At 57.7% G+C, this 23,276-nt stretch carries 29 protein-coding genes; 11 read left to right on the top strand and 18 right to left on the bottom strand.

Features of this window, described 5'->3' with window-relative positions; all coding sequences use genetic code 11:
• Positions 1 to 17 precede the first annotated feature (17 nt).
• From phnC to phnF, 9 genes are all read right to left on the bottom strand, one after another.
• On the bottom strand, positions 18 to 815 hold the full coding sequence (gene phnC / locus SLH49_RS21230; protein ID WP_320271151.1) for a phosphonate ABC transporter ATP-binding protein: 798 nt from the start codon (positions 813 to 815) through the stop codon (positions 18 to 20).
• A gap of 88 nt (positions 816 to 903) precedes the next feature.
• A complete protein-coding gene (locus SLH49_RS21225) occupies positions 904 to 2,076 on the bottom strand; it encodes an alpha-D-ribose 1-methylphosphonate 5-triphosphate diphosphatase (protein ID WP_320271150.1) in 1,173 nt (390 codons plus the stop codon).
• Entirely contained in the window at positions 2,063 to 2,779 is a 717-nt protein-coding gene (locus tag SLH49_RS21220; RefSeq protein WP_320271149.1) for a phosphonate C-P lyase system protein PhnL, read from the bottom strand. Before SLH49_RS21220 ends, SLH49_RS21225 begins: the two co-directional genes overlap by 14 nt.
• Positions 2,776 to 3,564 (bottom strand): ATP-binding cassette domain-containing protein, encoded by a 789-nt coding sequence (locus tag SLH49_RS21215; protein ID WP_320271148.1) that lies wholly within the window; start codon positions 3,562 to 3,564, stop codon positions 2,776 to 2,778. The genes SLH49_RS21220 and SLH49_RS21215 overlap by 4 nt, the downstream gene beginning before the upstream one ends.
• Entirely contained in the window at positions 3,561 to 4,475 is a 915-nt protein-coding gene (locus SLH49_RS21210; RefSeq protein WP_320271147.1) for an alpha-D-ribose 1-methylphosphonate 5-phosphate C-P-lyase PhnJ, read from the bottom strand. Before SLH49_RS21210 ends, SLH49_RS21215 begins: the two co-directional genes overlap by 4 nt.
• Positions 4,472 to 5,536, bottom strand: a complete 1,065-nt coding sequence (locus tag SLH49_RS21205; RefSeq protein ID WP_320271146.1) for a carbon-phosphorus lyase complex subunit PhnI — start codon at positions 5,534 to 5,536, stop codon at positions 4,472 to 4,474. The genes SLH49_RS21210 and SLH49_RS21205 overlap by 4 nt, the downstream gene beginning before the upstream one ends.
• Positions 5,536 to 6,072, bottom strand: coding sequence for a phosphonate C-P lyase system protein PhnH (gene phnH, locus SLH49_RS21200; RefSeq protein ID WP_320271145.1), 537 nt, complete (start codon positions 6,070 to 6,072; stop codon positions 5,536 to 5,538). Before phnH ends, SLH49_RS21205 begins: the two co-directional genes overlap by 1 nt.
• Entirely contained in the window at positions 6,072 to 6,512 is a 441-nt protein-coding gene (locus SLH49_RS21195; protein WP_320271144.1) for a phosphonate C-P lyase system protein PhnG, read from the bottom strand. The genes phnH and SLH49_RS21195 overlap by 1 nt, the downstream gene beginning before the upstream one ends.
• 3 nt (positions 6,513 to 6,515) lie before the next feature.
• Entirely contained in the window at positions 6,516 to 7,232 is a 717-nt protein-coding gene (gene phnF / locus SLH49_RS21190) for a phosphonate metabolism transcriptional regulator PhnF (protein ID WP_320271143.1), read from the bottom strand.
• Between the two features lie 156 nt (positions 7,233 to 7,388).
• On the opposite strand from phnF, the gene SLH49_RS21185 reads away from it, so the two are divergent.
• Genes SLH49_RS21185 through SLH49_RS21165 form a run of 5 tightly spaced genes read left to right on the top strand, consistent with a single transcriptional unit; the run spans position 7,389 to position 11,714 of the window.
• A complete protein-coding gene (locus SLH49_RS21185) occupies positions 7,389 to 8,258 on the top strand; it encodes a PhnD/SsuA/transferrin family substrate-binding protein (protein ID WP_320271142.1) in 870 nt (289 codons plus the stop codon).
• Positions 8,251 to 9,063 carry a phosphonate ABC transporter ATP-binding protein gene (locus SLH49_RS21180; RefSeq protein ID WP_320271141.1) on the top strand — a complete coding sequence of 271 codons (813 nt, stop codon included), beginning with the start codon at positions 8,251 to 8,253 and terminating at the stop codon, positions 9,061 to 9,063. The genes SLH49_RS21185 and SLH49_RS21180 overlap by 8 nt, the downstream gene beginning before the upstream one ends.
• Entirely contained in the window at positions 9,056 to 9,862 is an 807-nt protein-coding gene (phnE, locus tag SLH49_RS21175) for a phosphonate ABC transporter, permease protein PhnE (protein WP_320271140.1), read from the top strand. The genes SLH49_RS21180 and phnE overlap by 8 nt, the downstream gene beginning before the upstream one ends.
• Positions 9,859 to 10,503 (top strand): class I SAM-dependent methyltransferase, encoded by a 645-nt coding sequence (locus tag SLH49_RS21170; RefSeq protein ID WP_320271139.1) that lies wholly within the window; start codon positions 9,859 to 9,861, stop codon positions 10,501 to 10,503. Before phnE ends, SLH49_RS21170 begins: the two co-directional genes overlap by 4 nt.
• A complete protein-coding gene (locus SLH49_RS21165; protein WP_320271138.1) occupies positions 10,503 to 11,714 on the top strand; it encodes an alpha-D-ribose 1-methylphosphonate 5-triphosphate diphosphatase in 1,212 nt (403 codons plus the stop codon). Before SLH49_RS21170 ends, SLH49_RS21165 begins: the two co-directional genes overlap by 1 nt.
• A 392-nt stretch (positions 11,715 to 12,106) precedes the next feature.
• Here the strand turns inward: SLH49_RS21165 and SLH49_RS21160 are convergent, their stop codons facing one another.
• The 7 genes from SLH49_RS21160 to SLH49_RS22430 all read right to left on the bottom strand — a co-directional run bounded on the left by SLH49_RS21160 (position 12,107) and on the right by SLH49_RS22430 (position 18,207).
• Positions 12,107 to 13,036 (bottom strand): type VI immunity family protein, encoded by a 930-nt coding sequence (locus SLH49_RS21160; protein WP_320271137.1) that lies wholly within the window; start codon positions 13,034 to 13,036, stop codon positions 12,107 to 12,109.
• 6 nt (positions 13,037 to 13,042) lie between these two features.
• Positions 13,043 to 13,576, bottom strand: a complete 534-nt coding sequence (locus tag SLH49_RS21155) for an SMI1/KNR4 family protein (RefSeq protein WP_320271136.1) — start codon at positions 13,574 to 13,576, stop codon at positions 13,043 to 13,045.
• A 14-nt stretch (positions 13,577 to 13,590) separates the two neighbouring features.
• Positions 13,591 to 14,544: a DUF4150 domain-containing protein gene (locus SLH49_RS21150; protein ID WP_320271135.1), complete on the bottom strand. Its 954-nt coding sequence runs from the start codon at positions 14,542 to 14,544 to the stop codon at positions 13,591 to 13,593.
• The gene (locus tag SLH49_RS21145) at positions 14,544 to 15,476 is read right to left on the bottom strand and encodes a beta-ketoacyl synthase N-terminal-like domain-containing protein (protein WP_320271134.1); all 933 of its coding nucleotides are present in this window, start codon (positions 15,474 to 15,476) and stop codon (positions 14,544 to 14,546) included. The genes SLH49_RS21150 and SLH49_RS21145 overlap by 1 nt, the downstream gene beginning before the upstream one ends.
• Positions 15,477 to 15,586: 110 nt before the next feature.
• The gene (locus tag SLH49_RS21140; protein ID WP_320271133.1) at positions 15,587 to 16,642 is read right to left on the bottom strand and encodes a DUF2169 domain-containing protein; all 1,056 of its coding nucleotides are present in this window, start codon (positions 16,640 to 16,642) and stop codon (positions 15,587 to 15,589) included.
• Between the two features lie 73 nt (positions 16,643 to 16,715).
• Positions 16,716 to 17,741, bottom strand: a complete 1,026-nt coding sequence (locus tag SLH49_RS21135) for a hypothetical protein (RefSeq protein WP_320271132.1) — start codon at positions 17,739 to 17,741, stop codon at positions 16,716 to 16,718.
• Between the two features lie 136 nt (positions 17,742 to 17,877).
• Entirely contained in the window at positions 17,878 to 18,207 is a 330-nt protein-coding gene (locus SLH49_RS22430) for a hypothetical protein (RefSeq protein WP_413785321.1), read from the bottom strand.
• Between SLH49_RS22430 and SLH49_RS22425 the strand changes: the two genes are divergently transcribed.
• The 6 genes from SLH49_RS22425 to SLH49_RS21110 all read left to right on the top strand — a co-directional run bounded on the left by SLH49_RS22425 (position 18,131) and on the right by SLH49_RS21110 (position 21,780).
• Entirely contained in the window at positions 18,131 to 18,808 is a 678-nt protein-coding gene (locus SLH49_RS22425; RefSeq protein WP_413785320.1) for a DUF2214 family protein, read from the top strand. The two genes, SLH49_RS22430 and SLH49_RS22425, sit on opposite strands and share 77 nt — an antisense overlap.
• Positions 18,809 to 19,115: 307 nt before the next feature.
• On the top strand, positions 19,116 to 19,535 hold the full coding sequence (locus tag SLH49_RS21130) for a hypothetical protein (protein ID WP_320271131.1): 420 nt from the start codon (positions 19,116 to 19,118) through the stop codon (positions 19,533 to 19,535).
• A gap of 14 nt (positions 19,536 to 19,549) precedes the next feature.
• Complete coding sequence (locus SLH49_RS21125; RefSeq protein WP_320271187.1) at positions 19,550 to 20,176, top strand: MotA/TolQ/ExbB proton channel family protein; 627 nt, start codon at positions 19,550 to 19,552, stop codon at positions 20,174 to 20,176.
• On the top strand, positions 20,169 to 20,534 hold the full coding sequence (locus SLH49_RS21120; RefSeq protein ID WP_320271130.1) for a biopolymer transporter ExbD: 366 nt from the start codon (positions 20,169 to 20,171) through the stop codon (positions 20,532 to 20,534). Before SLH49_RS21125 ends, SLH49_RS21120 begins: the two co-directional genes overlap by 8 nt.
• Positions 20,534 to 20,920: an ExbD/TolR family protein gene (locus SLH49_RS21115; RefSeq protein WP_320271129.1), complete on the top strand. Its 387-nt coding sequence runs from the start codon at positions 20,534 to 20,536 to the stop codon at positions 20,918 to 20,920. Before SLH49_RS21120 ends, SLH49_RS21115 begins: the two co-directional genes overlap by 1 nt.
• Entirely contained in the window at positions 20,917 to 21,780 is an 864-nt protein-coding gene (locus SLH49_RS21110; RefSeq protein WP_320271128.1) for a TonB family protein, read from the top strand. Before SLH49_RS21115 ends, SLH49_RS21110 begins: the two co-directional genes overlap by 4 nt.
• A 791-nt stretch (positions 21,781 to 22,571) precedes the next feature.
• Here the strand turns inward: SLH49_RS21110 and SLH49_RS21105 are convergent.
• Entirely contained in the window at positions 22,572 to 22,913 is a 342-nt protein-coding gene (locus SLH49_RS21105) for a hypothetical protein (RefSeq protein ID WP_320271127.1), read from the bottom strand.
• A 162-nt stretch (positions 22,914 to 23,075) separates the two neighbouring features.
• On the bottom strand, positions 23,076 to 23,276 hold a 201-nt coding region (locus tag SLH49_RS21100), incomplete at its 5' end, for a hypothetical protein (protein ID WP_320271126.1).

Genomic DNA, 23,276 nt, shown 5'->3' with positions numbered 1-23,276 from the left:
CCTGATTTGCGTTTGCTTCAGGCCATTTCCCGCACGGCGGTGGAGGTGACGGCCTCGTTAAATTCCTGCAGGCCTTGCAGCCCATAGATATCGCGCACCACACCATCCGTCAGTTGTGCTGCGGTGCCATCAAAGAAGATGCGGCCCTGCCGCATCGCGATGATCCGGTCGCAATAGGCGCGCGCGGTGTCGAGCGTGTGGAGGTTGACCAGAACGGTGATCCCGTCCTCTTCGTTGATCTGTTTCAGACCATCCATCACGAGGGTGGCGTTGGCAGGGTCAAGCGAGGCGATCGGTTCGTCGGCCAGCATGATTTTTGGCTGTTGCACCAACGCTTTGGCAATCGCGACCCGCTGTTGTTGGCCACCCGAAAGCGTGCCCGCCCGTTGCAGCGCCTGCGGCACAAGATCGAGCCGGTCCAAGGCGGCAATGGCCATAGCGCGCTCTTCATCGGTAAAGCGCATCGCCATCGATGACAGAAACCCGTGCTCGGCCAAGCGCCCGATTAGCACGTTGGTCAGCACATCCAGCCGCTCGACCAGATTGAATTGCTGAAAGATCATCGCACAGTCGCGCCGCCAGGCCCGCAGCGCCTTGCCTTTCAGTGCCGTGATCTCGGACCCCTGAAACGAAATCGACCCCGAAGAGGGGTCGATGAGGCGATTGATCAGGCGGAGCATTGTCGACTTGCCAGCCCCGGAACGTCCGATGACGCCCACAAACTGCCCTGGTGCAATGTCGAGTGAAACGTTGTCGACGGCGGTGGTCTCGCCAAAGACGCGGCTGACGTTGGAAAGGGTGAGAGGTGCGACCATACCGATTCATCCGAATGAATTTTATGAGCCGATTTAGCGGCCCTTCGGTAACAGTGCCGAGTCCTTTCGATGACAGTTTTGTTAACGCTTAGGCGACGGTCCGCAGGCGGGCGGCGATACCTGTCATGCTTCCGTTGGAATGGACGATCTCTCCGGCCTTCAGCGTTTCGACAACGCGGTCATTGGCATCAACAATGGCAAGATCAGCGCGTTTGCCGATTGCAATTTCACCTCGGTCAGTCAGGCCCAGCGCCTTGGCCGGGTTGGCGGTGGCGAGGCGTGCTGCACCGGCCAATCCCTGAAGATCGGTCTTTGCCAGAACACGGATAGCGGGCAGGATCGCAGCCGGGTGATAGTCGGCAGCAAGGATATGCAACATACCCGCGCGGTGCAGGTCGCGCGCGGACAGATTGCCGGAATAGCTCTGCCCGCGCATCGCGTTTGGTGCGCCCATGGCTGTCATGAGCCCGCGTGCAACAACCGCTTCGGCAGCATCCATCGTCACCGGGAATTCGCTGATGACGGCGCCGATATCGGCCATCAGCCCTGCCTTTTTGACAGTATCGTCGTCGTGGCTGGCCAAAGCAACGCGATGCGCGCGACAGAGGGCCGACACAGTTTGCAGATTTGCAAACACTTCGTCTTCTGGCGTCCTATGGGACAACCGCTCCTCAACATCAGCGCGCGCTTGTTCCACGGTGCTGCCCTCGCGCGCTGCCTTCAATTCGATCATGCGCTCCAGATTGCGGTACTGTCCTTGTCCCGGCGTGTGATCCATGACCGAGACGAGATCGACCTGATCGTCATCCAGTAGATCGCCCAGCGCGTCAATCGCGGCGGTAAAGGTGATGTCGAACCGCGCATGGATCTTGTGATCGACGCACATGTGATCCTTCGCCGCTTTCAACGCGCGGATGATCCCGCAGGTATGCTCAAACGACCGCCGCTCCCCATCGCGCGCGCCGCGGGAAAAAGACACCGAGGCATAGGCCGTTGTCACTCCACTGGCCGCCAGCCGCGCATCAAGGTGGCCAAGCGCGACATCCATGGGAAAGTCCACTTGTACCCGCGGCTCAAGCTCTTGCTCGATCATGTCGCCATGCATGTCGATGAAACCGGGAAACAGGTGTTTCCCATCCCCCTGCAGGCCGCCCGCGACCGCATGTTTCTTGACATCAGCGATCACACCATCCTCGATCAGGACAGAACCACCGGGCACCACGCGATCTGGCAGAACAAGGGTGAAATCAGATAGCCACATCTTTGCGGTCCTCTTCTGGGGCGGCGTCCGGGGTCAGGTCAATCTCGCGGTCGATCAGGGAGGCAACGTCGCCGGGATGATGAAAGACGCCGATCATGGCCGTGCCATGCGCCTTGAGTTCGGCAAGACGGTTCACCAGTGCCGCCCGGGCCTGCACGTCAAGCGAGGCGGTTGGTTCATCCAACAGAAGCAGCCTTTGCGGCAGGATCAGCGCGCGGGCCAGGTTCACCTTTTGCTGTTCGCCGCCCGAAAACGTGGTCGGGTAGGCCGCCCAAAGCTCTTGTTTCACGCCAAAGGCATCAAGCCAATGCCGCGCCTCGCGTCGGGCCTCATCCGCCGTTCGCCCGGCAAGGCGCAGGGGTTCTGCAACCAGCGCTTCGGCGCTAACGCGAGGCCGCGCGGTCAGGAACTGGGTGACAAAGCCGATCTCTGTTCGGCGCAGATGTGTGACATCCACATCTGCGGCCCGCGCCAGATCGATAACGCCGTGATTGGAGTGAAACAGGATCTCGCCACCCCCGGCGAGATAGCTGCGATAAAGCGTGCGCAGCAGGGTGGATTTACCCGCACCGTTCCGTCCTTTGAGCAGCAGGAACTCACCCTCCTTCAAGCTGAAAGAGATATCCGAGAACGCGCCCATCTGCGTGCCCAGATGGTGCATCGTGAAACCTTTGGAGAGGTCGCGGACGTCAAGAACAGTCATAGCTTTGCATGCACCAATTGTTGCGTATAGGCGTGTTGCGGGTCCTGAAACACCTGATCGGCGAGGCCTTCCTCGACCACTTCGCCTCGCCGCATGACCATCACCCGGTCAGATAACGTGCGGATGACACCCAGGTCGTGGCTGACAATGACCATGGTGATCTTGCGCTCTTGTTGGAGTTTCTTCAGCGTATCCAGCACCAGCGCCTGTACGCTGACGTCGAGCCCAGTGGTAGGTTCATCCAGCAGAAGCAGCGCAGGCTCCAGCGCAATCGCCTTGGCCAGTTGCACCCGTTGCTGCATGCCGCCCGAAAGCTCAATCGGCGGCGCATCCATCCGGTCGAGCGGGAATTCGGACGCATCCAGCGCATCACGGGCCTTATCGCGCAGCACGGCAAAGCGGCGCTCACCGGCGACCAGCAGACGCTCGGCCACATTCCCGGAAGAGGAATGCTTCATCAGCAGCCCCAGATGCGGGTTCTGATAGACGATCCCGATCCGCGTCGCGCAGAGCATCCGCCGCGCGTAACGGTCCAGATCAAAGAGGTTGCCCTGAACATCCGGCAGATCAAGCGTGTAGCTGCCCGTATCGGGATGCTCTTCAAGGTTCAGGCAGCGCAGAAAGGTGGATTTGCCAGAGCCGCTTTCGCCGACAATGCCCAGTACCTCGCCGGGATAGACAGTGGCCGACACGTTCCGCAACGCGGTCACATCGCCGTAGTTTTTGCTGACATCCCGCGCAATCAGGAGTGGCCGGGTTTTGACGATCCGGGGTTCGTCCATCATTGCGGCATCTCCCCGTTCTTATACCAGGTCTCGCCGATTTGGACTTGCTCGCCGTCTCCCTGGTGAATGGTTTTGACGCCAAGCTCGCTGTCGGAGACCTCGTAGGTCGATGTGCCATCGTCCTGTGGGATTTCATTCATGAAGAACCCGCGCGCGCCGGAGCGGGTACAGGTCAGTGCCCCGTGATCCTCCACCTTGTAGGGCACATCGTCAAAGACCAGCGGCTCAACCCGGGTGAAGGGTGGCACCGCATGCAGCCGCTTTTCGCGACCTGCGGACAGGATCGTCAGGTGTTTGGCCATATCCATCTTGGGCACGTCCCAGCGCGGGATGGGCGACGGCGTCATCACGAACCTCCCATGGACAAGGCTGGGGTAAGCGGCACCCTGCATCACCCGGCCGGAGCGCACGATCTGTTCGTAAAGCTGCAGCCACATCCGCCCGTAATCGGCATCCGCATGCATCTGCCGGGCGACGGACATATTCGGCTGAACCGGGCGCAAAGGTTCGGGGTTCGGCACCTGCAGCACCAGCACCTGATCCTCGCGCAGCTTCTCTTCGGGGATGCGGTGGCGCGACTGGATCAGATCGGCCTTCAGCGTGTCCATTGTCGTCGGCGCGCCGGAGACACGCGCGAGGAACCGCCGGATCGAAGCTGCGTTCACGCTATCATCGGCCCCCTGATCGATGACCTTCACCGTGGTCTTCGGGTTGATCAGCGTGCAGGACACCTGCAAGCCACCGGTACCCCAACCGCGCGCCATCGGCACCTCGCGGCTGGCATAAGGGATCTGGCAACCGGGCACCGCGATGGCCTTGAGCGTCTTGCGCCGGATCTCGCGTTTGGCCGAGGCATCAAGGAAGCCGTATGACATCGGCTCCCAGTCTTTGGTGAGGGATTGCAGGCTCATTCCGCGGGCTCCGGTGCTTTTTCCTTGGCGGCCTTCTTGGCCTTGGCATCGCGCATGGCATCAAGGCTCGACTGGAAGGTGACGTAGTGCGGCAGTTTGAAATGAATGCAGAAGCCAGAGCTTTCGACGCCTTCGGTATGGTAGAGGAAGAACTCCTCTTCCGTGGCAGAGCCTTTGGGCGCACCTTCGGAATTCAAGTCGAGTGTCGCAGCGGCGATCACTTTGACCTCGTTCCAGCCCATCGTCGCTGAAAAGCCCAGCTCCAGCTGCGTGCCCTTCTTTTTGACCACTTCTGCCTCGCTGATCTTGACCCTGCCCGCGCTGAACTGGGTGCCGCGCGGATGGGTCACCATCACTTCCGCCTCGGCCAGGCGCAGTTCATTGACCGTTGGATGCGCCTGTCCATAGCCGCGCTGCGCGGCATAGCCGAGTGCCAGAACACCGCCAGTTTCCGCCCGCGCGAGGCTTTGCAGCGTGTGGGCGCGCTTTGCGGGGAACAAGAGCGGTTCGCGGGTCACATCAGGGATGTCGTTGCCAAGGGTGTCGTCCGGCTTGGCCGCAGTCAGCAGGTCATTGTCGGCCTGCCAGGCGGCAACCGAAGGTTGCTGTGCCGGGGCTGGCCGGGCGGCAGGTGTGACCGGGTCGGGCATATGGGTTTCGCCCGACAGCACTTCTGTCGCCAAAATACGGTGCGCATAATCGAGCGTGGGCCCAAGAACCTGCCCGCCGGGGATATCCTTGAACGCGGCAGAGATGCGGCGGTGGGTGAACAACCCATCTTGCGTCACCGGGTCAGCGACGGCGACGCGGGGTTGCGTCGTCCGCCACGCACGCAGAAGCAAGATTGCTTCGTAAAGCTCGCCGCCCGTCTGGGCCAGAGCGAGCGCGGCGAGGTCTTCGTCGTATAGCGAGGCTTCGCCCATCACCCGATCAATGAGGTAGGGCATTGCCGCGCGAACCTCAGCCACGCGTTCGGGGGTGATTGCGCCCATATCCTCGCGGAACAGGCGTTGGGATTGCTCGATGGCCCGCTCGCCACCGCGTGTCGCGACATAGGCCATCAGAGCACCTCGATTTCGGTCGAACGCGGCAGGCCGATCACCTGTTCGCCGTCCAGAAAGAAGATTTCGAACCCCATCGGATAACGCATGATCAGCTGCCGTTCTGCCCAGAATGCCGAAGGGATATCGCCAACGCGGACGTCCAACGCGCCGTCAACACCGGGCCCCGTCAGCTGCAATGCGGAGCCCGTACCGAATGTCGTGGGCATGACGAGGGTCGCGCCATCTTCGGGGTAAAGATCGCTGCCCTGCCGGATATCGCGCAGGAATGCAGGTGTAGGCACGGCAGACAAAAACAGATGATCCGCCGCGTCGGGCATCACCAAATGCGCCCCGGTGCGGCTGGCCAATTGGCGTAGCGTCTCATCGTCCGCATAGACCGCGCATTCGCGGTCGATCAGCGTTTCGATCAACGCGGCCTGCCCGGTTTGGGGCAGGCGCCGCACCTTGCCCGGACGCGACAAGGCCCACATCAGCGCCTCGTAGGTGGCATTGGTGCGCGCTTCAAAATCAGATGGCGTTGGATGATGGGTCATCAGAATGTCTCCATATCCACACGCGTCGCTTCGACCCGGCAAAGCCGGTCATGGTCTTCGCGGGCCTGCGCGGCCTCTTCGGTGGTAATGAAAACGGTGCAGGCCTCATGGGCGATGCCTGACGCGACCGCGAGGTCAATCAGGGCCATGGCCATCGCCGCCTCAAGATCACGCCCGCGTCGCATGCCGTACCCTTCCTGTCCGTCTGCGGCGATACGTGCCTCGCTGACCAGTACTTCACCTAAGTGAAAGTTGGTGCCTTGGGCCGTGTCCTGCATCGGCAGCATGACCAGCCCGGTGCGGTTCTCCAGAACCTCAATCGCACCAAGCTGCCCGATCAGCGGCTCAGCAAAGGCTTTCAGACGATCCGCATTTGCTCTGGCCAACACACTCAGCATTTTGTCATGTGGATGGGCTTCAAGGCTTTGCGGATCGGGCATTGTCTAATCCTCGGATCTGGGAATGGTGAATTTCACACGGGCGGCAGACCAGATCACCTGGCTAAAGGCGATTGGCGTGTCGTCCGGCAAGGTGTCGACCGCGCGGATCACGATGACGGGCATGTCGGGGTGCTGGCGCAGCTGCTGCGCCTCATCCGCACGGGCGGGGCGCGCATGGATCTGCGTGCTACCCCGCAGGTAATCCGTGATCCCATAGGACCGGTAAACCGCACTGACCGAGCCCATCACCTCCCTGCGTTCAGGGAAATCGGGAAACCGCGCGATGTCGTGAAAAATCGTGCCGAAAGAGACCGGAACGCCATCGGCATGGGTCAACCGGCTGGTGCCGACAACGGGTGCACCTTCCTCAATCTGGAGATTGGCGGCGATACGTTTTGTGGCACTCATTCGCTCCACCCCCAGACTTTCGCCTGACACATCCACGCCCTGCGCGCCGAGATTCTGCCGCAGCCTTGTACGGGCACCGATCGTATATTCCAGCAGCGTATGCGGCTGCACAAAGGTGCCGCGGCCCTGCTCAACGCTCAGAAAACCGTCTTTGGCCAACTCGGTCACCGCACGCCGCACGGTATGGCGACCTGCCCCGTATGCAGCGGTCAGCTCTGGTTCCGTCGGGAGCTTTGTTCCCGGTTGCAGCACACCGTCCATAATGTCACGTTCAATTTCCGCGCGTATGTCGCGCCACTTATCTCGTTGCATCTTGATTCATCCGAATGAATTTGGGGTAACCCGGCTCTGTGACAGTCCTGTGTCACATTTCCAAACATAGCGGGTTTCACAAATCTTTCATGAAAGCTTTGCTCAACTGCCACACCTAAAATGATTCATCCGAATGAATTTTCAATGGAGGCTGTCATGAAATTCAAATCTGTTGTTCTTGGCCTGGGTTTTGCGACCGCATCCGCTGTCGCGTCCTTTGCCGACACATGGTCAATCGCAGTGACCGATGTGGAAGGGATGGAGCGTTTGCAGCTCGAATGGGGCCCATTCAAGGAAGCATTGGAAGCGGCAACAGGCGAGACGTTTGAATTCTACGCCGTGAACTCCCGCACTGCCGCCGCCGAGGCTTTGCGCGGCGAAACGGTTGATTTCGTCGTCTCCGGTCCGGCTGAATACGTCGTCATCAACAAGCTGACTGACGCCACCCCGCTGATCGGTCTGGGTCGTCCCGACTATCATTGCGCCATCATCACCCGCGCTGATAGCGGCATCAACACGATGCAGGATCTCGTGGGCAAGACCGTGGCCTTTGGCGATATCGGCTCCACCTCGAACATGCTGTGCCCGATGCAGGTTCTCGCCGATCACGGCGTGGACCCGGTCAACGATATCGAAAAAATCCACACTAGCCGGAACATCGCCCACGAAGCACTGAAGAATGGTGAGGTTGATGCCATCGGGTCAAATGCTGGCAGCTGGCTGAACGTGCGCAATTCGGAGACCGATCTGCCCTACGGCTTCTTCAAGATGATCGGCCGTTCGGGTGACCTGCCCAACGACATGATCATGGTCGGTGCGCATGTGCCTGAGGAAGCAGCGCAGCTGGTCCAAACTGCGATCCTTGAAAACAAGGAAGCGATCATCGCGGGCATCACGGCCCATGAAGAGAACGACAAATATGTCGGCATGGACCTCGTGGCGATTGAAGACAGCGCCTATGATTACGTGCGCTCCATGTACAGCAATGCAGGTTACCCGCAGTTCGACAACTTCATCGGTGACTGATCTGCTGGAAAAACCGGTCGCGCCTGCGCGGCCCGTGGTAGCCGGGGAGGTCAGCTTCCCGGTGCCTGCCGTTGATATCGCGGCGGAGCGCATCGCCAAGTCGTTCGGCGAGACGCGGATCTTTTCCGATGTCAGTTTTCGTCTCGCGCGGGGTGAGGCAGTGGCGCTTGTTGGTGCGAATGGCACCGGAAAATCGACGCTGCTGCGTTGCCTGATGGGGCTGATCCCTGTGAGTGACGGCAAAGTCGTGTTGCTGGATCAGGACACGACCGGTCTGCAGGGCAAGGCCATGCGCAGCCTGCGCGCCCGGATCGGGCTGGTTTCGCAAAAGCACAATCTGGTGCCCCGGCTGAGCGTTTTGTCGAATGTCAGCCACGGCCTTTTGGGACGCAATCCGGGTATGCGGCATTGGAGCCATATGTTCGCTCCCGCTGCCTCACGCGATGCGGGGATGCGCGCGTTGGAAAAGGTGGGCTTGAGCGATTTTGCCCTGCGCCGCGCCGACCGGCTGTCTGGTGGTCAATCACAACGTGTCGCCATCGCCCGCGCCATTGTCGGCAACCCCGAAGTGTTGATCGCCGATGAACCCTGCGCCTCGCTTGACCCCGCGGCAGGCGAAGATGTGATGGAGTTGTTCTTTCAGCTGGCGCGCGACGAAGGCGTCACGGTAGTCTTCACCTCGCACAATATCGAACATGCCCTGCATTATGGGGACCGCGTGCTGGGCCTTGCGGAGGGGGCGATCATGCTGGACGCCACCGCCGCGTCACTCAGCGCGTCAGATTTGCGGGGGCTTTATGACTAGCCTTGCCGCACCCACCCGGATCGAACGCCCCTCTGTCTTTGCCTTTATCGGCTATGTGCTGGGGCTGACGCTGATCGTCTGGTGCCTTGCCGGTGCCGGGTTCTCGCTTGAGAAGATGGCCACCGCCCCGCCGCGCTTTGCCGATTTTCTGGATCGTGCCTTCCCGCCCAATACTGACCCGCAGACGCTGGTGCGGCTGGGATGGAAGATGGTTGAGACCTTGCAGATCGCCGTTGCGGGTGCGGTGATCGGGGTGATCCTGTCGGTGCCCGTGGCACTCTTGGCGGCACGCGGGCTGATTGCGGGCGTTTGGGTCAACCAGATCGTGCGCAACATCCTTGGCTTCATCCGGGCAGTCCCAGATATCGCCTGGGCGCTCGTTTTTGTGGTGGCCGTAGGGCTTGGGCCTTTCGCGGGCATGCTGGCCATTGCCGTCGACACCATCGGCTTTTGCGGGCGCTTTTTTGCAGACGACATGGAAGGAACGGACAAAGGCCCAGCCGAAAGTCTTACCGCCACCGGCGCCCGCAAGATCGACGTGGTGGCCTGCGCGGCAATCCCTGCGGCGATGCCGGCCTTTATCTCTACCTCGCTTTTCGCGCTGGAAAAGGCGGTGCGATCCTCCACCATCCTCGGCCTTGTGGGCGCGGGAGGTATCGGCATTGAACTGAAAGTGGGGTTCGATCTCTTCGACTATCCCACCGCGATGACCGTGATCCTGATGATCGCGGTCGTGGTCATCGCCATCGAACAACTCAGCGGCTGGGCCCGCACAAAAATCATCGGAGAGCAGCGTTGAAAACGGATACCGCCGACGCCCATTGGAACGATCAATGGGCCAATATTGAAGCTGGCAGCAAATGGCTGACGCCCGAGCCCGACGTAACCGCATGGGCCGAAGCGTTCGCGCCCGGATCGCGGGTTCTTGACCTTGGCGCCGGTGTCGGGCGGCACGCGCTTTGGATAGCCGAGCGCGGGCATCAGGTCACCGCTTTGGACGCAGCGCCCGAAGGGCTTGTCGAGATTGCGCGGTTTGGCAGTGTCGAAACCGTCGAGGCGCGCATGCATGCGCTGCCCTTTGACGATGCCAGCTTTGACCATGTGCTGAGCTGGAATGTGATCTATCACGGGGATGAAGACATCCTGCTGCGGACCATCGCTGAAATCCGCCGCGTGCTGAAACCGGGTGGCACCTATCTGGGTACGATGCTGTCCAAGCGGCGCTTGCCATACGAACAGGCAAAGGCCGAAGGAAATGAGATCAGCCAAAATACCTGGGTTTTTGACAGTCCTGAAACGGACAAAGTACATCCTCACTACTACTGTTCCGCTGCCGAACTGGTTGCGCTATTTTCAGGGTTCGAGGTGATTGCGTTGCGTGATCAGGAACATGAAAGGCCGGGCTCCTATCACTGGCATCTGACTCTGGAACGGCTCTGATGACATTCACGTTTCAAGGCGCTGCGGTCTTTCTTCCGGGTATGATCGCCGAAACAACAGTGACGGTGGACAATGGCACGATTGCTGAAATCGGCGGTCCGGTGCAGGGAGAGGTCGTTGACGCACGCGGCCTGATCCTTGCTCCAGCGATGGTCGACGTGCACGGTGACGCGTTCGAGCGACAGTTGATGCCACGCCCGAATACCTATTTTCCTACCGAGGTTGCAGTGCTGGATACTGACCGCCAGCTTGCTGCGAACGGAATTGCCACTGCCTATCACGCGGTCACGCTGGGATGGGAACCGGGGCTGCGCGCTGTCGCGCGGGGCCGGACCCTGATTCAGGCGCTTATCGACCTCGCATCGCGCCTCACCGTTGAAAATCGGATACAGTTACGTTGGGAAACTTTTGCCTTTGATGAGGCTTGGGAGACAATTCAATGGGCGCTTGAGGCCCCACTGACGCCCTCCATTGCATTCAACGACCATACGTCAATGACCATGCGCGCCTTTGACACCTCAATTCAGGACCGGGCTTTTGAACATAGCCCCGATTTCAGCACAGCCTCGCTTGATGATGATCGCTTGCGGCAACGAACGGCAGGGCATGCAAAGCGGTCCGGGATGGATGAAGACAGCTATCTTGAGTTGTTGCGTAAGGTTTGGGGCCGACGTAACGATGTCCCGACCGCCATTGCCAAGGTCGCCGAGGCGGGTAAAGCCGTAGGTGCCCCAATGCTCAGTCACGACGATACCCGCACCGAAACACGTACCTATTTTCGCGATCTGGGGGCGACCACAGCCGAGTTCCCGATGGTGATTGAAGCGGCACAGGCGGCGCGGGCCAATGGCGACATGATCATCTTTGGCGCACCAAACGGCGCGCGCGGCGGCAGCCATATTGGCTCGCTTGGTGCAGGCGACATGGTTGAAGCCGGATTGTGTGACGCGCTGGCCTCTGACTACTTCTACCCGGCAATGCTTGCAGCTGTCGCAAAGATGGACGCCGAAAAGCGGGCAGACCGGAGCACGCTATGGTCGCTTGTATCTGATGGGCCCGCCCGGTCTATGGGGCTGATAGATCGCGGGCAGATCGTCGTGGGCAAACGTGCAGACCTGGTCGTGGTCGACTGGTCTGAAGGCGTCACACCTGCCATTTGTGGTACATGGGTCGCTGGCCGCTGCGCCTATCGCGGCCTGCCAGCGGGGTGAGCGTTTGGCTACTTCACCGTGACGACTATCGTCCGGCGATCGCGCTGAGCTTAATGCAGATCATGGGCGAAAGCGCGCTTTGTTACGCCTATGCAATCCTCTTGCCCGAGATGGCGGACGATCTTGACCCCAGCCCGATGACACTCTTTGGCGGGCTGTCGCCAGGGTTGTTCTTTGGTGGGGCCATATTCGGAACGAAATGCTTCCTGATCTCACATGTAAAGCCTAGACAATCATGAAAAGCGATGGTCGGGTGACGATCCGGGAATGCGGACTGGGCGCCAGTGGCGAAATTGCCCAGGGCAGGTTGGTGAAGTTGAATTGGCCTGAATCGTCGTTTTGACAGTTGTTTCCATTGCCGAGAAATTACCGAATTCATTCGGACCAAAAGTCTATCGCCAGCGCTCCGGCTCGATGAACCGTTTTATCCAACGATTCGTATTGTCTTCTGCCCCAAAGTAAGATCCATCAAATTCCGGGTGATCATCGCAGAGAATTGACTCCAAAGACTGCGCTAGACAAAAGTAGGCCGCTGGAATGCCATTCGGTCTGTTGACGTCGCCAACACTCGGTGCCTCGCCAACTCTGTACACCGTGCCGAAACGTGCCGCACTATAACTCACATCTTCGATACTCTTAGATGACACACAGAAATCATTTCCTACGCCAGTCAACCACCCGATTGTCTTCAGTGAGAAGTTCTCCAAGGCAAGCGTGCCTGCGATATCTTCGATATCAATACACCAAAACCGCCGTGACAGTCGGAATATCTCATCGAAAGCTTGGTCTTTTTCCCACGGGTAGTACGAAAAGGTAAAACCTGCATGAAAGAAACTGAATGGGCATGTGTCGGCAATCCGAAAGGCCAGTTGGCTAACAAGGTCGGGATTTGTCTTTGCGGGCATCAGGAATCTTGCATATGCTCTCGATCCAAGATTGCGAAACTTAATACTGTGAGAGGAAAAACTCCAGCTATACTCTTCGTCAATTTCCTTTCCATCCCACAGGCGGAATTCAAAAGCACGGTCAGAGGTTATTCTTCGCCTTACAGGTTCCAAAATCGGCGACGGGCCGCCGTTTTGGGCCACCTGCCGCCCACTGGCCGTCAACTCAGGACGCGCAACCGGCAGCCATTCCTCCTTTTCTGCGATCTTATACAGCCCGTCTGATGCACCTTCCTCGAGTTGCGCATACATTCTCACCAGATTCTCAAACGTTTCCACATCCAAAGTGCTGAAATAGACGGTCAAGTCGAGCTTTACGCGCAAAACCGCGATATTATCAATTACGATCGGACCTTGGAGCCTCTGAGGGAGCGTCATCAATAATCAATCGTCGTCTTCATGAATTCCGTCCTGTTCATCTTTTATCATCTCATCAAGGGTCTCGAATTCTTGCGTCAGATAGTCGAAGAATGTCTGGAACGTGTCTTCAAGCTCCATTGCGTCGTAGAGTTCGAAAACAGGTTCATTCTCGTGGTTTCTCTTTGTGGGGTTGAGAACAAGAAAATTCTCTATATCCTCACCTAGCATTATTGGCACAGCACCGTTGGCAAACGGGTTCGGGTCTTCGCTTTCCCAAATATCGGACCACTCGGCAACGGTGGACTTTACCCACTCTGCCGCATGATCACCGACTGACAGCAGCTTTCCCTCTCCATCAAAATTCGCCCATCCATCATGTCGGAGAAGAAACGCCTTATAGTTTTGAGGCAGCGTGATGCCGATCCTCTTTTCCAGTTCATTTATATGTACTAAAGAGGCCGGTTTACCCAATACTCCGTCATAGTCCTCATCGAACACAAGCTTTTCGTAAGTCTGATGCGCACTATGAAGCTTTTCGACTAATGCAGTTATGTCCATCACAAACTCCCAATTCAGCAGCAATTCGGTTTAACGCCAGTGTGGGGGCCACCCTTTGTCCGACCCCTATTATCCCTTGGGCACATGAATTTCTTCATCTGTCCGCCCATCCATGAATTTGGTCGGCTTGACATCCATCTGAGGTTCTGTGAAGCGGTTGGGTGTCCCCCAATTTGGATTTCGTTGGAGTGATCAGCGCTAAAGCCTTTGTAGTTATTTGCTTTTGCTTTTTTCTTCAGTTCTGCTTTGCACTTCTTGGAAACCCCGTCATGGAACCCTAAGTTTGCTGGTTTTCCCTGTCGCGCTGCTCGATTCAGCTTGGCACAGATCTTGTTGCCCGCTTTCCTGTTCTTCCGATAAGTTGCTTTTGGTACACGCTTGTGACCGGCAAAGGGGCCGGTGTGTTTTTTTCCTCTTTTTGGCTTTGCAATTGCTGAATTGGCGCGTTTATTAATATGCGCGCACTTCGCGCAGATTTCCTCTTTCTCGCAATCCGTAAACTTCTTCTTGCTGCTTGCAGGGGCATTTTTGCAGTCGATGACAAGCGGATTGCTTCCAGGGTTTCCTGGATCGACATTACCCGCCAGATCCGCAGCATTCTTATTGTTGTGAAATTTCTTATCCGTATGGCGGCAGGCATTCTTTCCGTCCATCTTGACGTCGAAGGAATAGGTGATCCAGTCGGTCGCCTTCATGTTGACGTTGGACTTTACACCACCCGCCGTGCCCGGTTCGTCGCCGTTTGACGACCCGTATTGCGAGCCTTTGATGGCAATCATCTTGCCCTTGGCCTTTACCGTTTTGGTGCCGCCCTTTAAGGATGATTGTTGGGCAATGTTTGGATATGGGATCGGAACCGGCCCGCCGGGAGAGGGTGTCTTGCAGACATCCGGGATTGTGGCTGTCGAAATGCCGATGGTGCTCTTGTAGGTCAGGCCCAAACTGTTGACCACGATATGGCTTGGCATCACATTGCTCCCACGCGGCTCAGAATTGCGGCGTCACGGCGGCCAGCCTCGGAACTGGCCCAGATCATACTAAGTGGCCCTTTTGCATAGCCACGTGCCTCTGCCTCGATCACTATTGCTGTATACAACGGGCCCGACGCTGCGCCAAGGTCCCCCCAACAATCGGCTGGTGCTTCAAAGTCCGCGGCGTCCCGGAACAGGCCGGACGTCTTGAGTGCCGCAAAACCGTATTCATTACCGCGATACCGCTCGCCGTTCATATCGCATATGATCCGGTCAATCTGCGCGCCTTCTGGCAGGTCCACCGCCGCATTTTTAAAGGCGTCTGACAACCCTTCACCTAGGACGATATCCTCTGTCTTGATGAGATTCTTTTCTTGACCCGACCCGGCGGACAGTAACCCGAGCAGCGGCCGGATGCCGAGACGTTTTGCCATGTTTGCTCGTGTCAGAGCCACAAAGCCCGCCGCTTCTCCAGGGCAAAAACCGTAGAGGTTGTTGTTGGAATGAAGTTGTTCGATATCGTCGAGCCATTCCAACGTTTCAGCGTTAAGGTAGCTTTCGACGCCACCAGCAAGCACAATGTCGATCCCATCTCGGTCGAGCAAGTTGAGCGCTGCCTGCATCGCGGCGATACCACCGGAGTGACCGCCCATCCAATGAACGACCTTAGTAATGGTGATGACGTCCCCGAGCGTTCTTTGTAGTCCTGTTGCCACTTGCGCGGCCACCTCGGGTCCCTGTCCTGGGCGTTCCTCTCCAGTGCTGAATGCAATACAAATTGACGGTTTTGTACGCGCTTCTAGGATCGGCCGGATCGCCTCCTGCGCCGCCGCAGTTGCCATTTCTGTAAGTCGAGCAACCCCGGTTACCGCCATGTCGAGCCCAGGATCCAGGGTGACTTTCATCGGTTCGCCAAACCGGTCGATCATGTAGGGATGTTCGGTGATCACCGATATGTCTGCTCTGACAGCCGCAACGCTTGCAGGCCGGTTGTAGCCGAGAGGTGTCCGCGCACCCGATCCGATCACGACAGCTCCACTCATCCTGTTTCAGCGGTCCAGACACCACTTCGCAGTATTGACTGAGGTGTCCCAATACGACGACGAAGACGGATCGTTGAGCTGACCAGCTTTTCTTCTCGGCCGGGAGGCACCTCAAGCGCCGACAAGTATACGAGCTCGAACCGCCGTTTGTTGGGATAGAGCCAAAGCGTATGGATACTTGGCGTCTGCCGCACATCTGCTGCCCGCTTGAAACTGGTGATGATGTCGATACTCAATCGAGGAAGAACGAAGCCTAGTATGCCATCTTGGGAAAAACCGGCCAACCTGACATTCTCATAGCCTACCAATGCCCTGCTGGTCTGCTGATCCATTGGAGCTGAGTGAAAGTATCGTCGGTCAAAGTCGAGGGGAACCAGCGGATCGCGGGTCTCGGACCAGCGTTTGTCATAGGTCCCAGCGAACTTCACTCGTGGCTGCCAATGATGCGCGACCGGACCGATACCCGCCGGTTTTCCCTCCTTATGTCCGCGATAGGGTCGGTTCTCGTACTCGATATTGGGAGCCTGAGTGTCAGCCAGGTGCGCGGCTTTGGTTGCGAAGCCGCGACCGACTGGGTTGGCCTCCTCCCACTCGTTCCCGGTCCGATCCCAACCCCCAAAAGCGTTCTCCCATCTTATCGGCATTTCGGTGAACGGCGCCGGTGCGGTGAGACCGACGCCGCCGACTTCTTCGTAAATCCCCCGATGGCCAACTACCTTCAGTGTCTTGTCGACATCCGCGACTTTGAAACGGATCTGCATGTCGCGGACGGGCTCTCCATTCGCAGATACCGCCGAGCCTTCGACCAGAATATCGGTGACGGTCTTGGAAAGTGCGAAATCACTGTCGCTGCGGAGCCCGGACGTCATCGGATCGCCCGCAAATTCAGGAAATCTCTTCACCTCTGTCTGTTCCGCAGCTGCCCTTTGTTGCCCGTTCGGATCGATTTCGAAGCAGGCCCGCAAAGCAACCAGCCAAAACTCGGCGCCCTTCTCGTCCCGGGTCCATGTTCGCTCAGCCGCGAAAGGTGTTTCGTTTTCGAGCAGCCACACCTTCGATTACACGCCTCTGTCTGGTGGTAACAACACAAGCGATAGGATAGTCTCGGAAGTATCGCTAATACTATTAGACATCCCGTTGCTCCAGCCAGGTTCTGAAACGAGAGGCAACCGGAAGCGGATCGCTTGCTTCTATCAGGAATGCCGTGAAATCGGCATCAAAGTCCTGGGGTTCAAGTGAGAACAAATCTTCGCCCCGTGCGTCGGGATAAAGCTCCAAGAAGGCCTTGCCAGCGTGATTGGCGAGGTGGGGAGACTCCATATGTTTTATGAGCCATTTGTCATAAGTGGTATCTCCGATCATCCCCGCCGCTCGGATCGGGATCTTTTGGGTTTCAGTAGAACGATAGAGTTTAGCAAGCCAACTATCCAGACCGGTGCGGTCCACATTTGTGACGAGAAGCCGGAGGGTCTTCGTCCACTTGTCTCCCATAGTCAGAACACTTGCTTTCAGGATATCTATACCTTCATTGCGCCCAAGTGTGCAGAGCGCTTGCGCCGCAGCCAAACGGACTTCATATTGAGCATCCTTCATCGAGACAATTAGTTGACCCACAAGGTCCTGACGGTCGCAGACAGTGGCTAGCCGACAGGCATCGGCGCGTATCTTTGAAGCGGGGTGCAGAAGCAAATCCGCGAGCACTTCACCCGGATCGTATTGGTGGGCAATTAATGCAGCAAGCGCGGCTCCAGCTTTGATCGGTTCCTTCTCAGCAATCCATTCTTTGACATAGTGCTTGGTCAGGTCTGGCGGTTGCCACTCGAAAGCACCGTTCAGACCGATGGACCCGTCCACAGCGAACTTGGCAAAAGAAACGGCTTGCTGAATGCGCTTGTCGTCCTGTAACTCCAGCGCCAAGAACGATGTGACAAACAACTCACCCCTTTCTGGATAGGTTTCGAACGCGTCTATAATGAATGGCCAGGCGTTGCATCCCGCGATACGTATGCCGTCGAGATGGCATTCAAGTCGATCCGAAACCCACTTCGCAGCGCTCTGATCGATAGGATCTTCTTCGGTTAATGTCTTCCACTGCGCCCATTGAAAAGCGGCAGCTTCAACATGCTCCCGTACGACTCTATCGACGATCATGCGCCCTATGGACCATAAGTTTCAAAAAGCTCTCAATGAAACAGGGTCTAGCACGGCTTCCCTCATCACATTTCATGAAAAAAATGCATTTTTAGTTTAGGAAAGTCTACCGTTAACGACATTTATCTCGCGAAGGCTACGCAATGCCGCCCTTTCTTTCAAAGAACATGACATTCGCTGTCCGTCGAACGTCGGCTTCTGCGAACGACCCGATGATTTTGTGGCAGCGAAAAATACCGGTTCCCCATCCTCCATTTAAGGGGGCGAGGTTCCGATGCACGGACTGCAGGCACTGGTGAAAATGAGCCTGTCCGAAACCCATACCAGCGAAATCGGAATGGCAACAAAAGCAATCGATGTGACGACCCGCTTTGAGCTCAATAAAGGCAATGGGTTTGTCGCCTCCCGCAACAGCGACTATCGCTGTTCTGTGGTCTTCAACCCGCTTTCGGTATTCCTCCGGTATATACAGTGCTTGGCTCCACGCCTTGCACTATTCGGGCGTGAGCGCGCGAGATATGCGGACACTTGCCTCAATCTATGGAGGTGCCTTTTTCGCGCTTCTCGTTCTTGGCCTTTTGCGCATCTATTACGACGAATCTGGTCGCCACTACCACCTCGAGAACACTGTATTTTGGTTGAAGATGGGCGTGTTTGTATTGGTCGCCACGCTCAGCATCTGGCCGAAGGTCTATTCAGTGAAAATATGCAGTAGACGCCAGATCTTTGATGGCTGGGTTAACCTGCTTATGGTGATCCAGACCAAACAGATTCTTCATCGTCAGATCCGAACGGTAGAAGGCTTTGAAAATGCTGACACAGGCGCCGCCACAGTCGCACGGTCTTTCGCCCCGACCACTCAGACCACGGCGGCCAAATGGACCACACAAGCGACGTATGCGCCCCGGTGGAACGCATCATCCGGTACTTTTCCGCGCTGCATGACGAAGAGATGGCTCGCGGCAGCGGCTACCGCCACGACAAATCCAGCGAACAGGGTAAGTAGAATGCGCCGCGTTGGAAGAGGGTTTTCGATCATATCTGCCAACCCAGATTGTAGTAGGTGAGTAGCTTGACCATGTCAGCTTGTGCAGCCCCGGAGTTATCCTACGCGCAGAGCGACGCATAACTTGGCTGGTCTAACGGTTAGCGTCGCTCAAAGGGATGTCCACACGCGTATGTGCGACGTTGTCTCGCGCCTGGTCCGTGGGTCCTCTTTTGCGCTTTCCTACCAGTATTTGGCATTGGTTATTGCCAGGCGGTTTAGGGAACTGGCGGCATTTCGCCGGGCATTGTTGGTGTTTCTTGTTCATATATCTGGCCTTCCAACAAAACTTACAATAATAGTCAGGTAATCTGCACAAGGAGAGATGGATGCGTGCCGTACTCACCGCTTTGGCCTTATTCCACGTGGCAAGCTTCGCTAACGCACAAGAAACCGGCGGCGCCAGCATCATGATCGAACTGAACACGCTTCAGCCAGCCGAAGGCGGTTGTCAGCTTACCTTCGTTACCTCAACGACCCACACGCGGGATATCGAGAAGCTTGTTTTTGAGACGGTGCTTTTCACAACCGAGGGTGCGGTTGAGCGTCTGACGCTCTTTGATTTTGGAGCAATTCCGGCGCATGCCCCGCGCGTACGACAATTCGTTCTGCCACAGCTTGAATGCGCCGATTTGGGCCAGCTTCTGTTCAACGGGGTCAATGTCTGCGAGGTCAACGGAACTGAAGAGACGTCTTGCGCAACCGGCCTCGCGCTGACCAGCCGGACGGATGTGGAGTTGCTCGGGTGACCGATATCGTCGAGATGCTCCGCCAGATCATCGCCCTTGGCGGACCCGTGATTGTTGTTCTGATGGTCTCATCAATCGCTGTGCTGGCCATCGCGCTCTACAAACTCTGGCAGTTCCGCGTGGCTGGTGTCGGGCGGCATCGCGCACTGATGCAGGCCGTGCAGGCATGGGATGCCGGCGATGATAGCGGAACGAATGCCTATCTGAGCCGGTCGACCAGCTATCTAACACCTGTTGTGGAAATGGCGCTCGGCGCCGGGCGCGACGATAATGATCGGCTGATCAGCGAAGCCGAAGCACGCTTTGCCCGTCTAGAACGCGGGTTGCGGATCCTCGATAACGTCGCACAACTGGCCCCGCTTCTGGGTCTTTTTGGAACCGTTTTGGGCATGATCGAGGCATTTCAGGCATTGCAGGATGCAGGCTCTCAGGTCGATCCGTCGATCCTTGCAGGCGGCATCTGGGTGGCCCTGATGACCACCGCTGCCGGACTCGCTGTCGCGATGCCGACATCAATCATTCATTCATGGCTTGAATCCCTTATGGATGCAGAGCGCGGCGTGGCTGATCAAGCTATCCAAACCGTCCTGCACCCCCGAGCCGAGCGGGAGGCTGTGCCCCGCCAAGCCGCCCATGCTTAAGGTAAAGCGGCAAAGGCGTGCGATTTCCATGACGCCGCTTGTTGATGTCATCTTCCTGCTATTGCTGTTCTTTATGCTGACATCGACCTTCTCGAAGTTTGCGGAAGTGGAGCTGAGCGCCGCCTCCGCTGGCGGCGCATCATCGGGAACGCCGCCCATCTTCCTGCAGCTTTACCCCGACCGGCTGACGATCAATGGTCAGACCCAGCCGCTTGACGCACTTTTGATTGACCCGCTGGACGGACAAACCCTGCTGGTCGCCCTACAAAGCGATGTCACCGCGCAACGTCTGACCGATCTACTGGTGGCGCTGCGCGCCTTCCCGGATCTCGACGTCGCTGTCCTCGGCTCGTCCTGATGCGGCAGATCACGCGCAAAAAGAAGGCCGAGCCGACGATTGCGCTGATCAACATTGTCTTTCTGATGCTCATTTTCTTTCTGGTGGCGGGCACGCTGGCGCAACCGCTTGAGGGGGACCTCGAACTGGTTGAAACGCAGGCTCTGGAAGGGCGCGAGCCGCCTGATGCGCTGGTGATAAAGGCAGATGGCGGTCTCAGCCACCGGGGTGCGCCGCTGCCTGACGTGGCAGCTTTTTTGCAGGACAAGACCGATGACGACCTTGTCGAAGTGCGCATCGTCCCCGATCGTGCTTTATCCGCAGACCGACTTGTCACCGTGTCCCGCAATCTGCGCGAAGGCGGCGCGCAATCCGTCATCATCGTCACCGAACGGGCGCTCCAATGATCCGGTCGTCAGCATTTGTCAAAGCGGGGGTCATCGTCGTTTCCGCCGCCCTGCATGTTGGTCTTGTCGTTGCGTTTTACGAGCAGCCCTCTGTTGAGATTGCTGTCGGGACCACGGGGGCGATCAATGCGCAATTGGGCAATAGCTTTGCCGATCTCGTGCAGGGCAAACAGACGCCGCAGATACCAGCCCCCGCGCTCGCGGCTGAAATGCTACCGCCCGCCGAAACCGCCCCCAGCAAATCCACGCAAGTTACCCGACCGACAGAGACGCAGCCCAGCCCGCCAGCCCAGATGACGACCGCCATCGTTGCCGTCCCCCTTGCGACGACGGCACCAACACTCCCCACGCTGACGCCGCAAACACCGACCGCACAGCCCGAGACGCTCGCTCCCGTCGAATTGGAAACGGTCACTGCCACTACCGAAAGCGCCGTTGAGACGTCACGACGCCCTGTCGCCCGACCGCAAAGGCCTGTTCAGCCGCCACCCGGCAACAGCCAACAAGACGCCGTTGCGGGCAGCGCCACGGGCAACACAAGCGCCACCGCGCCGCAACAATCGGGCAATACCGGACAAGCCGCGACAGCTGGGAACGCCGCTGCCAGCAATTATCCCGGCGAGGTGATGCAGCGTATCACACGTATCGGACGGCCACGCGTCCGGGCAAGCGGCATCGCGGTCGTCCGGTTCTCGATTGCCGCGAATGGCGGGCTGGCAGGGGTGTCTATCGTCCAAAGCTCCGGCTCGGCCCGCCTCGACCGCGCCGCAATGCAGGTCATCCAGCGGGCTGCCCCGTTCCCTCCACCACCCCCAGGCGCCAAACGCAGCTTTAGCATCAGAATCGAAGGACGAGGATAGGACAAGAAGATCACAGTCGTTCAACTGTTACCGCCAGACGTTGATGCTGTGTTATGGAAAATGCCTGCGGCATTGCACTGTCCGGCTGCCGGGTCTGATACGATCAACACTTTTTGGCAACCTGCGATATCGAGGCGTCGCAACGCTCTTTATTCCATCCCTTGGATGTCGAGCAGCCCGGATCAGTTCATTTTTATCAATGGCGAGCCCGCGCGACGACCGCCTGCGCCTTCGCTGCCACGGATGTTCAGATCGCCCAACTGGCTTTGAGGGCGTTTCGAATATCAACAGGTTTGCTGGGTGGATGGCAGCGCGCCGCCATACTGGCTGCTCTCCTTTGCCAAGAGAAGGCCGTTGCGGCCCTTTTGAGCCTGTGGCCGAGCAGTCACGTGATTGGCCCGCAGCACTTATACCTACAGGTCTATTGGTGTGTCGGAATGAGCGCTTGTATTGGGTGATGGCCTTGCAACTGACACTATCGCGGCGTTGTCGCGCTGGAGCTTGGTAGGTTTGTAGACAGGCGTGCTGACGCGATTGCAGAGCTTCGCCAAGCAAAGAACGTCAGCATGAACAGGCATGGTGCCCCAACGATATAGACGAGTGCAGGTGCAATCCCATAAAGCCCCGTTCTCAATAACGGCCCGATAACCGCGCCGCCCGAAGTCGCAGCAGTCGTCAGTCCTGCGACACCGCCCTGTTCGTCTTCTCCTACCGCGAGCGAAATGGCAGCCTGATATCCGAGGAAACTCGCGCCAGCGCCAAGCGCGATGATACTAAAGGCAAAGTAGATGCTAAACACGCTGGGTGATCACAAAAGAAGAAGATATCCCCCAGACATCAAAGGAAGACTTGTCCGCAGGAGTTGCGCTAGCGGCCGTTTGAGGCGCGGGATCAAAATGTCCTGAGCGCAGACCATCACGATACCTGCAAAAAAGACAGACGGCACTATTTTGCGCAGCATCCTCCACCCGATATCCGAACCTGTCGAACGTCAGAAAGCCGGTCGTCATCTGAACGACAGTGATTGCAATGACCGAACCGAAACCAATGATCAGCAATGGCCAAACGCGTTCATCATTAAAACTGATCTCGGCGTTCGCATCTGTCAGGCTGCGGCGCGGCGGGTCTGGCATGACAAAAAGAGGACGAGAGCGACGGTGAAGACGGCCATTGCGCCGGCATATAGCGCAACGATAAATCCGATGACGACAAGCCCTGCCACAAGAGCTTGCCCGATAGTCAGGCCGAACGCGGCAGCTTTTTGTTGTTTGGGTCAGGCAATGTCGCATCATTGGTCAGAGGAAGCTGAACATATCTGCGTCCAGATCAGACAAATGCGTTCGGTTGAGCGTGAGGCTATCATCATCTGAGAACTGGAAGACGACATTCCGGCCGTCCTGATTGGCGGTTGCCATGAGGTCATCGAAAGTCTGGACACCTGTAACATCAATCGCGATCTGATCGGAAGGCAGGCTGAAGAACCAGAAGTCAAAACC

The sequence above is a fragment of the Cognatiyoonia sp. IB215446 genome, from assembly GCF_033963825.1.
Lineage (GTDB): Bacteria > Pseudomonadota > Alphaproteobacteria > Rhodobacterales > Rhodobacteraceae > Yoonia.
The sequence above is the reverse complement of the archived record's forward strand: the minus strand, read 5'-3'. Positions and strand labels throughout refer to the sequence as shown.

Excerpts from the sequence above, each read along its gene's own strand:
- phnC (WP_320271151.1), bottom strand. The coding sequence starts at position 815 with ATGGTCGCACCTCTCACCCTTTCCAACGTCAGCCGCGTCTTTGGCGAG.
- SLH49_RS21225 (WP_320271150.1), bottom strand. The coding sequence starts at position 2,076 with ATGTGGCTATCTGATTTCACCCTTGTTCTGCCAGATCGCGTGGTGCCC.
- SLH49_RS21220 (WP_320271149.1), bottom strand. The coding sequence starts at position 2,779 with ATGACTGTTCTTGACGTCCGCGACCTCTCCAAAGGTTTCACGATGCAC.
- SLH49_RS21215 (WP_320271148.1), bottom strand. The coding sequence starts at position 3,564 with ATGATGGACGAACCCCGGATCGTCAAAACCCGGCCACTCCTGATTGCG.
- SLH49_RS21210 (WP_320271147.1), bottom strand. The coding sequence starts at position 4,475 with ATGAGCCTGCAATCCCTCACCAAAGACTGGGAGCCGATGTCATACGGC.
- SLH49_RS21205 (WP_320271146.1), bottom strand. The coding sequence starts at position 5,536 with ATGGCCTATGTCGCGACACGCGGTGGCGAGCGGGCCATCGAGCAATCC.
- phnH (WP_320271145.1), bottom strand. The coding sequence starts at position 6,072 with ATGACCCATCATCCAACGCCATCTGATTTTGAAGCGCGCACCAATGCC.
- SLH49_RS21195 (WP_320271144.1), bottom strand. The coding sequence starts at position 6,512 with ATGCCCGATCCGCAAAGCCTTGAAGCCCATCCACATGACAAAATGCTG.
- phnF (WP_320271143.1), bottom strand. The coding sequence starts at position 7,232 with ATGCAACGAGATAAGTGGCGCGACATACGCGCGGAAATTGAACGTGAC.
- SLH49_RS21185 (WP_320271142.1), top strand. The coding sequence starts at position 7,389 with ATGAAATTCAAATCTGTTGTTCTTGGCCTGGGTTTTGCGACCGCATCC.
- phnE (WP_320271140.1), top strand. The coding sequence starts at position 9,056 with ATGACTAGCCTTGCCGCACCCACCCGGATCGAACGCCCCTCTGTCTTT.
- SLH49_RS21165 (WP_320271138.1), top strand. The coding sequence starts at position 10,503 with ATGACATTCACGTTTCAAGGCGCTGCGGTCTTTCTTCCGGGTATGATC.
- SLH49_RS21160 (WP_320271137.1), bottom strand. The coding sequence starts at position 13,036 with ATGACGCTCCCTCAGAGGCTCCAAGGTCCGATCGTAATTGATAATATC.
- SLH49_RS21155 (WP_320271136.1), bottom strand. The coding sequence starts at position 13,576 with ATGGACATAACTGCATTAGTCGAAAAGCTTCATAGTGCGCATCAGACT.
- SLH49_RS21150 (WP_320271135.1), bottom strand. The coding sequence starts at position 14,544 with ATGCCAAGCCATATCGTGGTCAACAGTTTGGGCCTGACCTACAAGAGC.
- SLH49_RS21145 (WP_320271134.1), bottom strand. The coding sequence starts at position 15,476 with ATGATCGACCGGTTTGGCGAACCGATGAAAGTCACCCTGGATCCTGGG.
- SLH49_RS21135 (WP_320271132.1), bottom strand. The coding sequence starts at position 17,741 with ATGATCGTCGATAGAGTCGTACGGGAGCATGTTGAAGCTGCCGCTTTT.
- SLH49_RS22425 (WP_413785320.1), top strand. The coding sequence starts at position 18,131 with ATGGGTTTGTCGCCTCCCGCAACAGCGACTATCGCTGTTCTGTGGTCT.
- SLH49_RS21130 (WP_320271131.1), top strand. The coding sequence starts at position 19,116 with ATGCGTGCCGTACTCACCGCTTTGGCCTTATTCCACGTGGCAAGCTTC.
- SLH49_RS21125 (WP_320271187.1), top strand. The coding sequence starts at position 19,550 with ATGCTCCGCCAGATCATCGCCCTTGGCGGACCCGTGATTGTTGTTCTG.
- SLH49_RS21120 (WP_320271130.1), top strand. The coding sequence starts at position 20,169 with ATGCTTAAGGTAAAGCGGCAAAGGCGTGCGATTTCCATGACGCCGCTT.
- SLH49_RS21115 (WP_320271129.1), top strand. The coding sequence starts at position 20,534 with ATGCGGCAGATCACGCGCAAAAAGAAGGCCGAGCCGACGATTGCGCTG.
- SLH49_RS21110 (WP_320271128.1), top strand. The coding sequence starts at position 20,917 with ATGATCCGGTCGTCAGCATTTGTCAAAGCGGGGGTCATCGTCGTTTCC.
- SLH49_RS21105 (WP_320271127.1), bottom strand. The coding sequence starts at position 22,913 with ATGCCAGACCCGCCGCGCCGCAGCCTGACAGATGCGAACGCCGAGATC.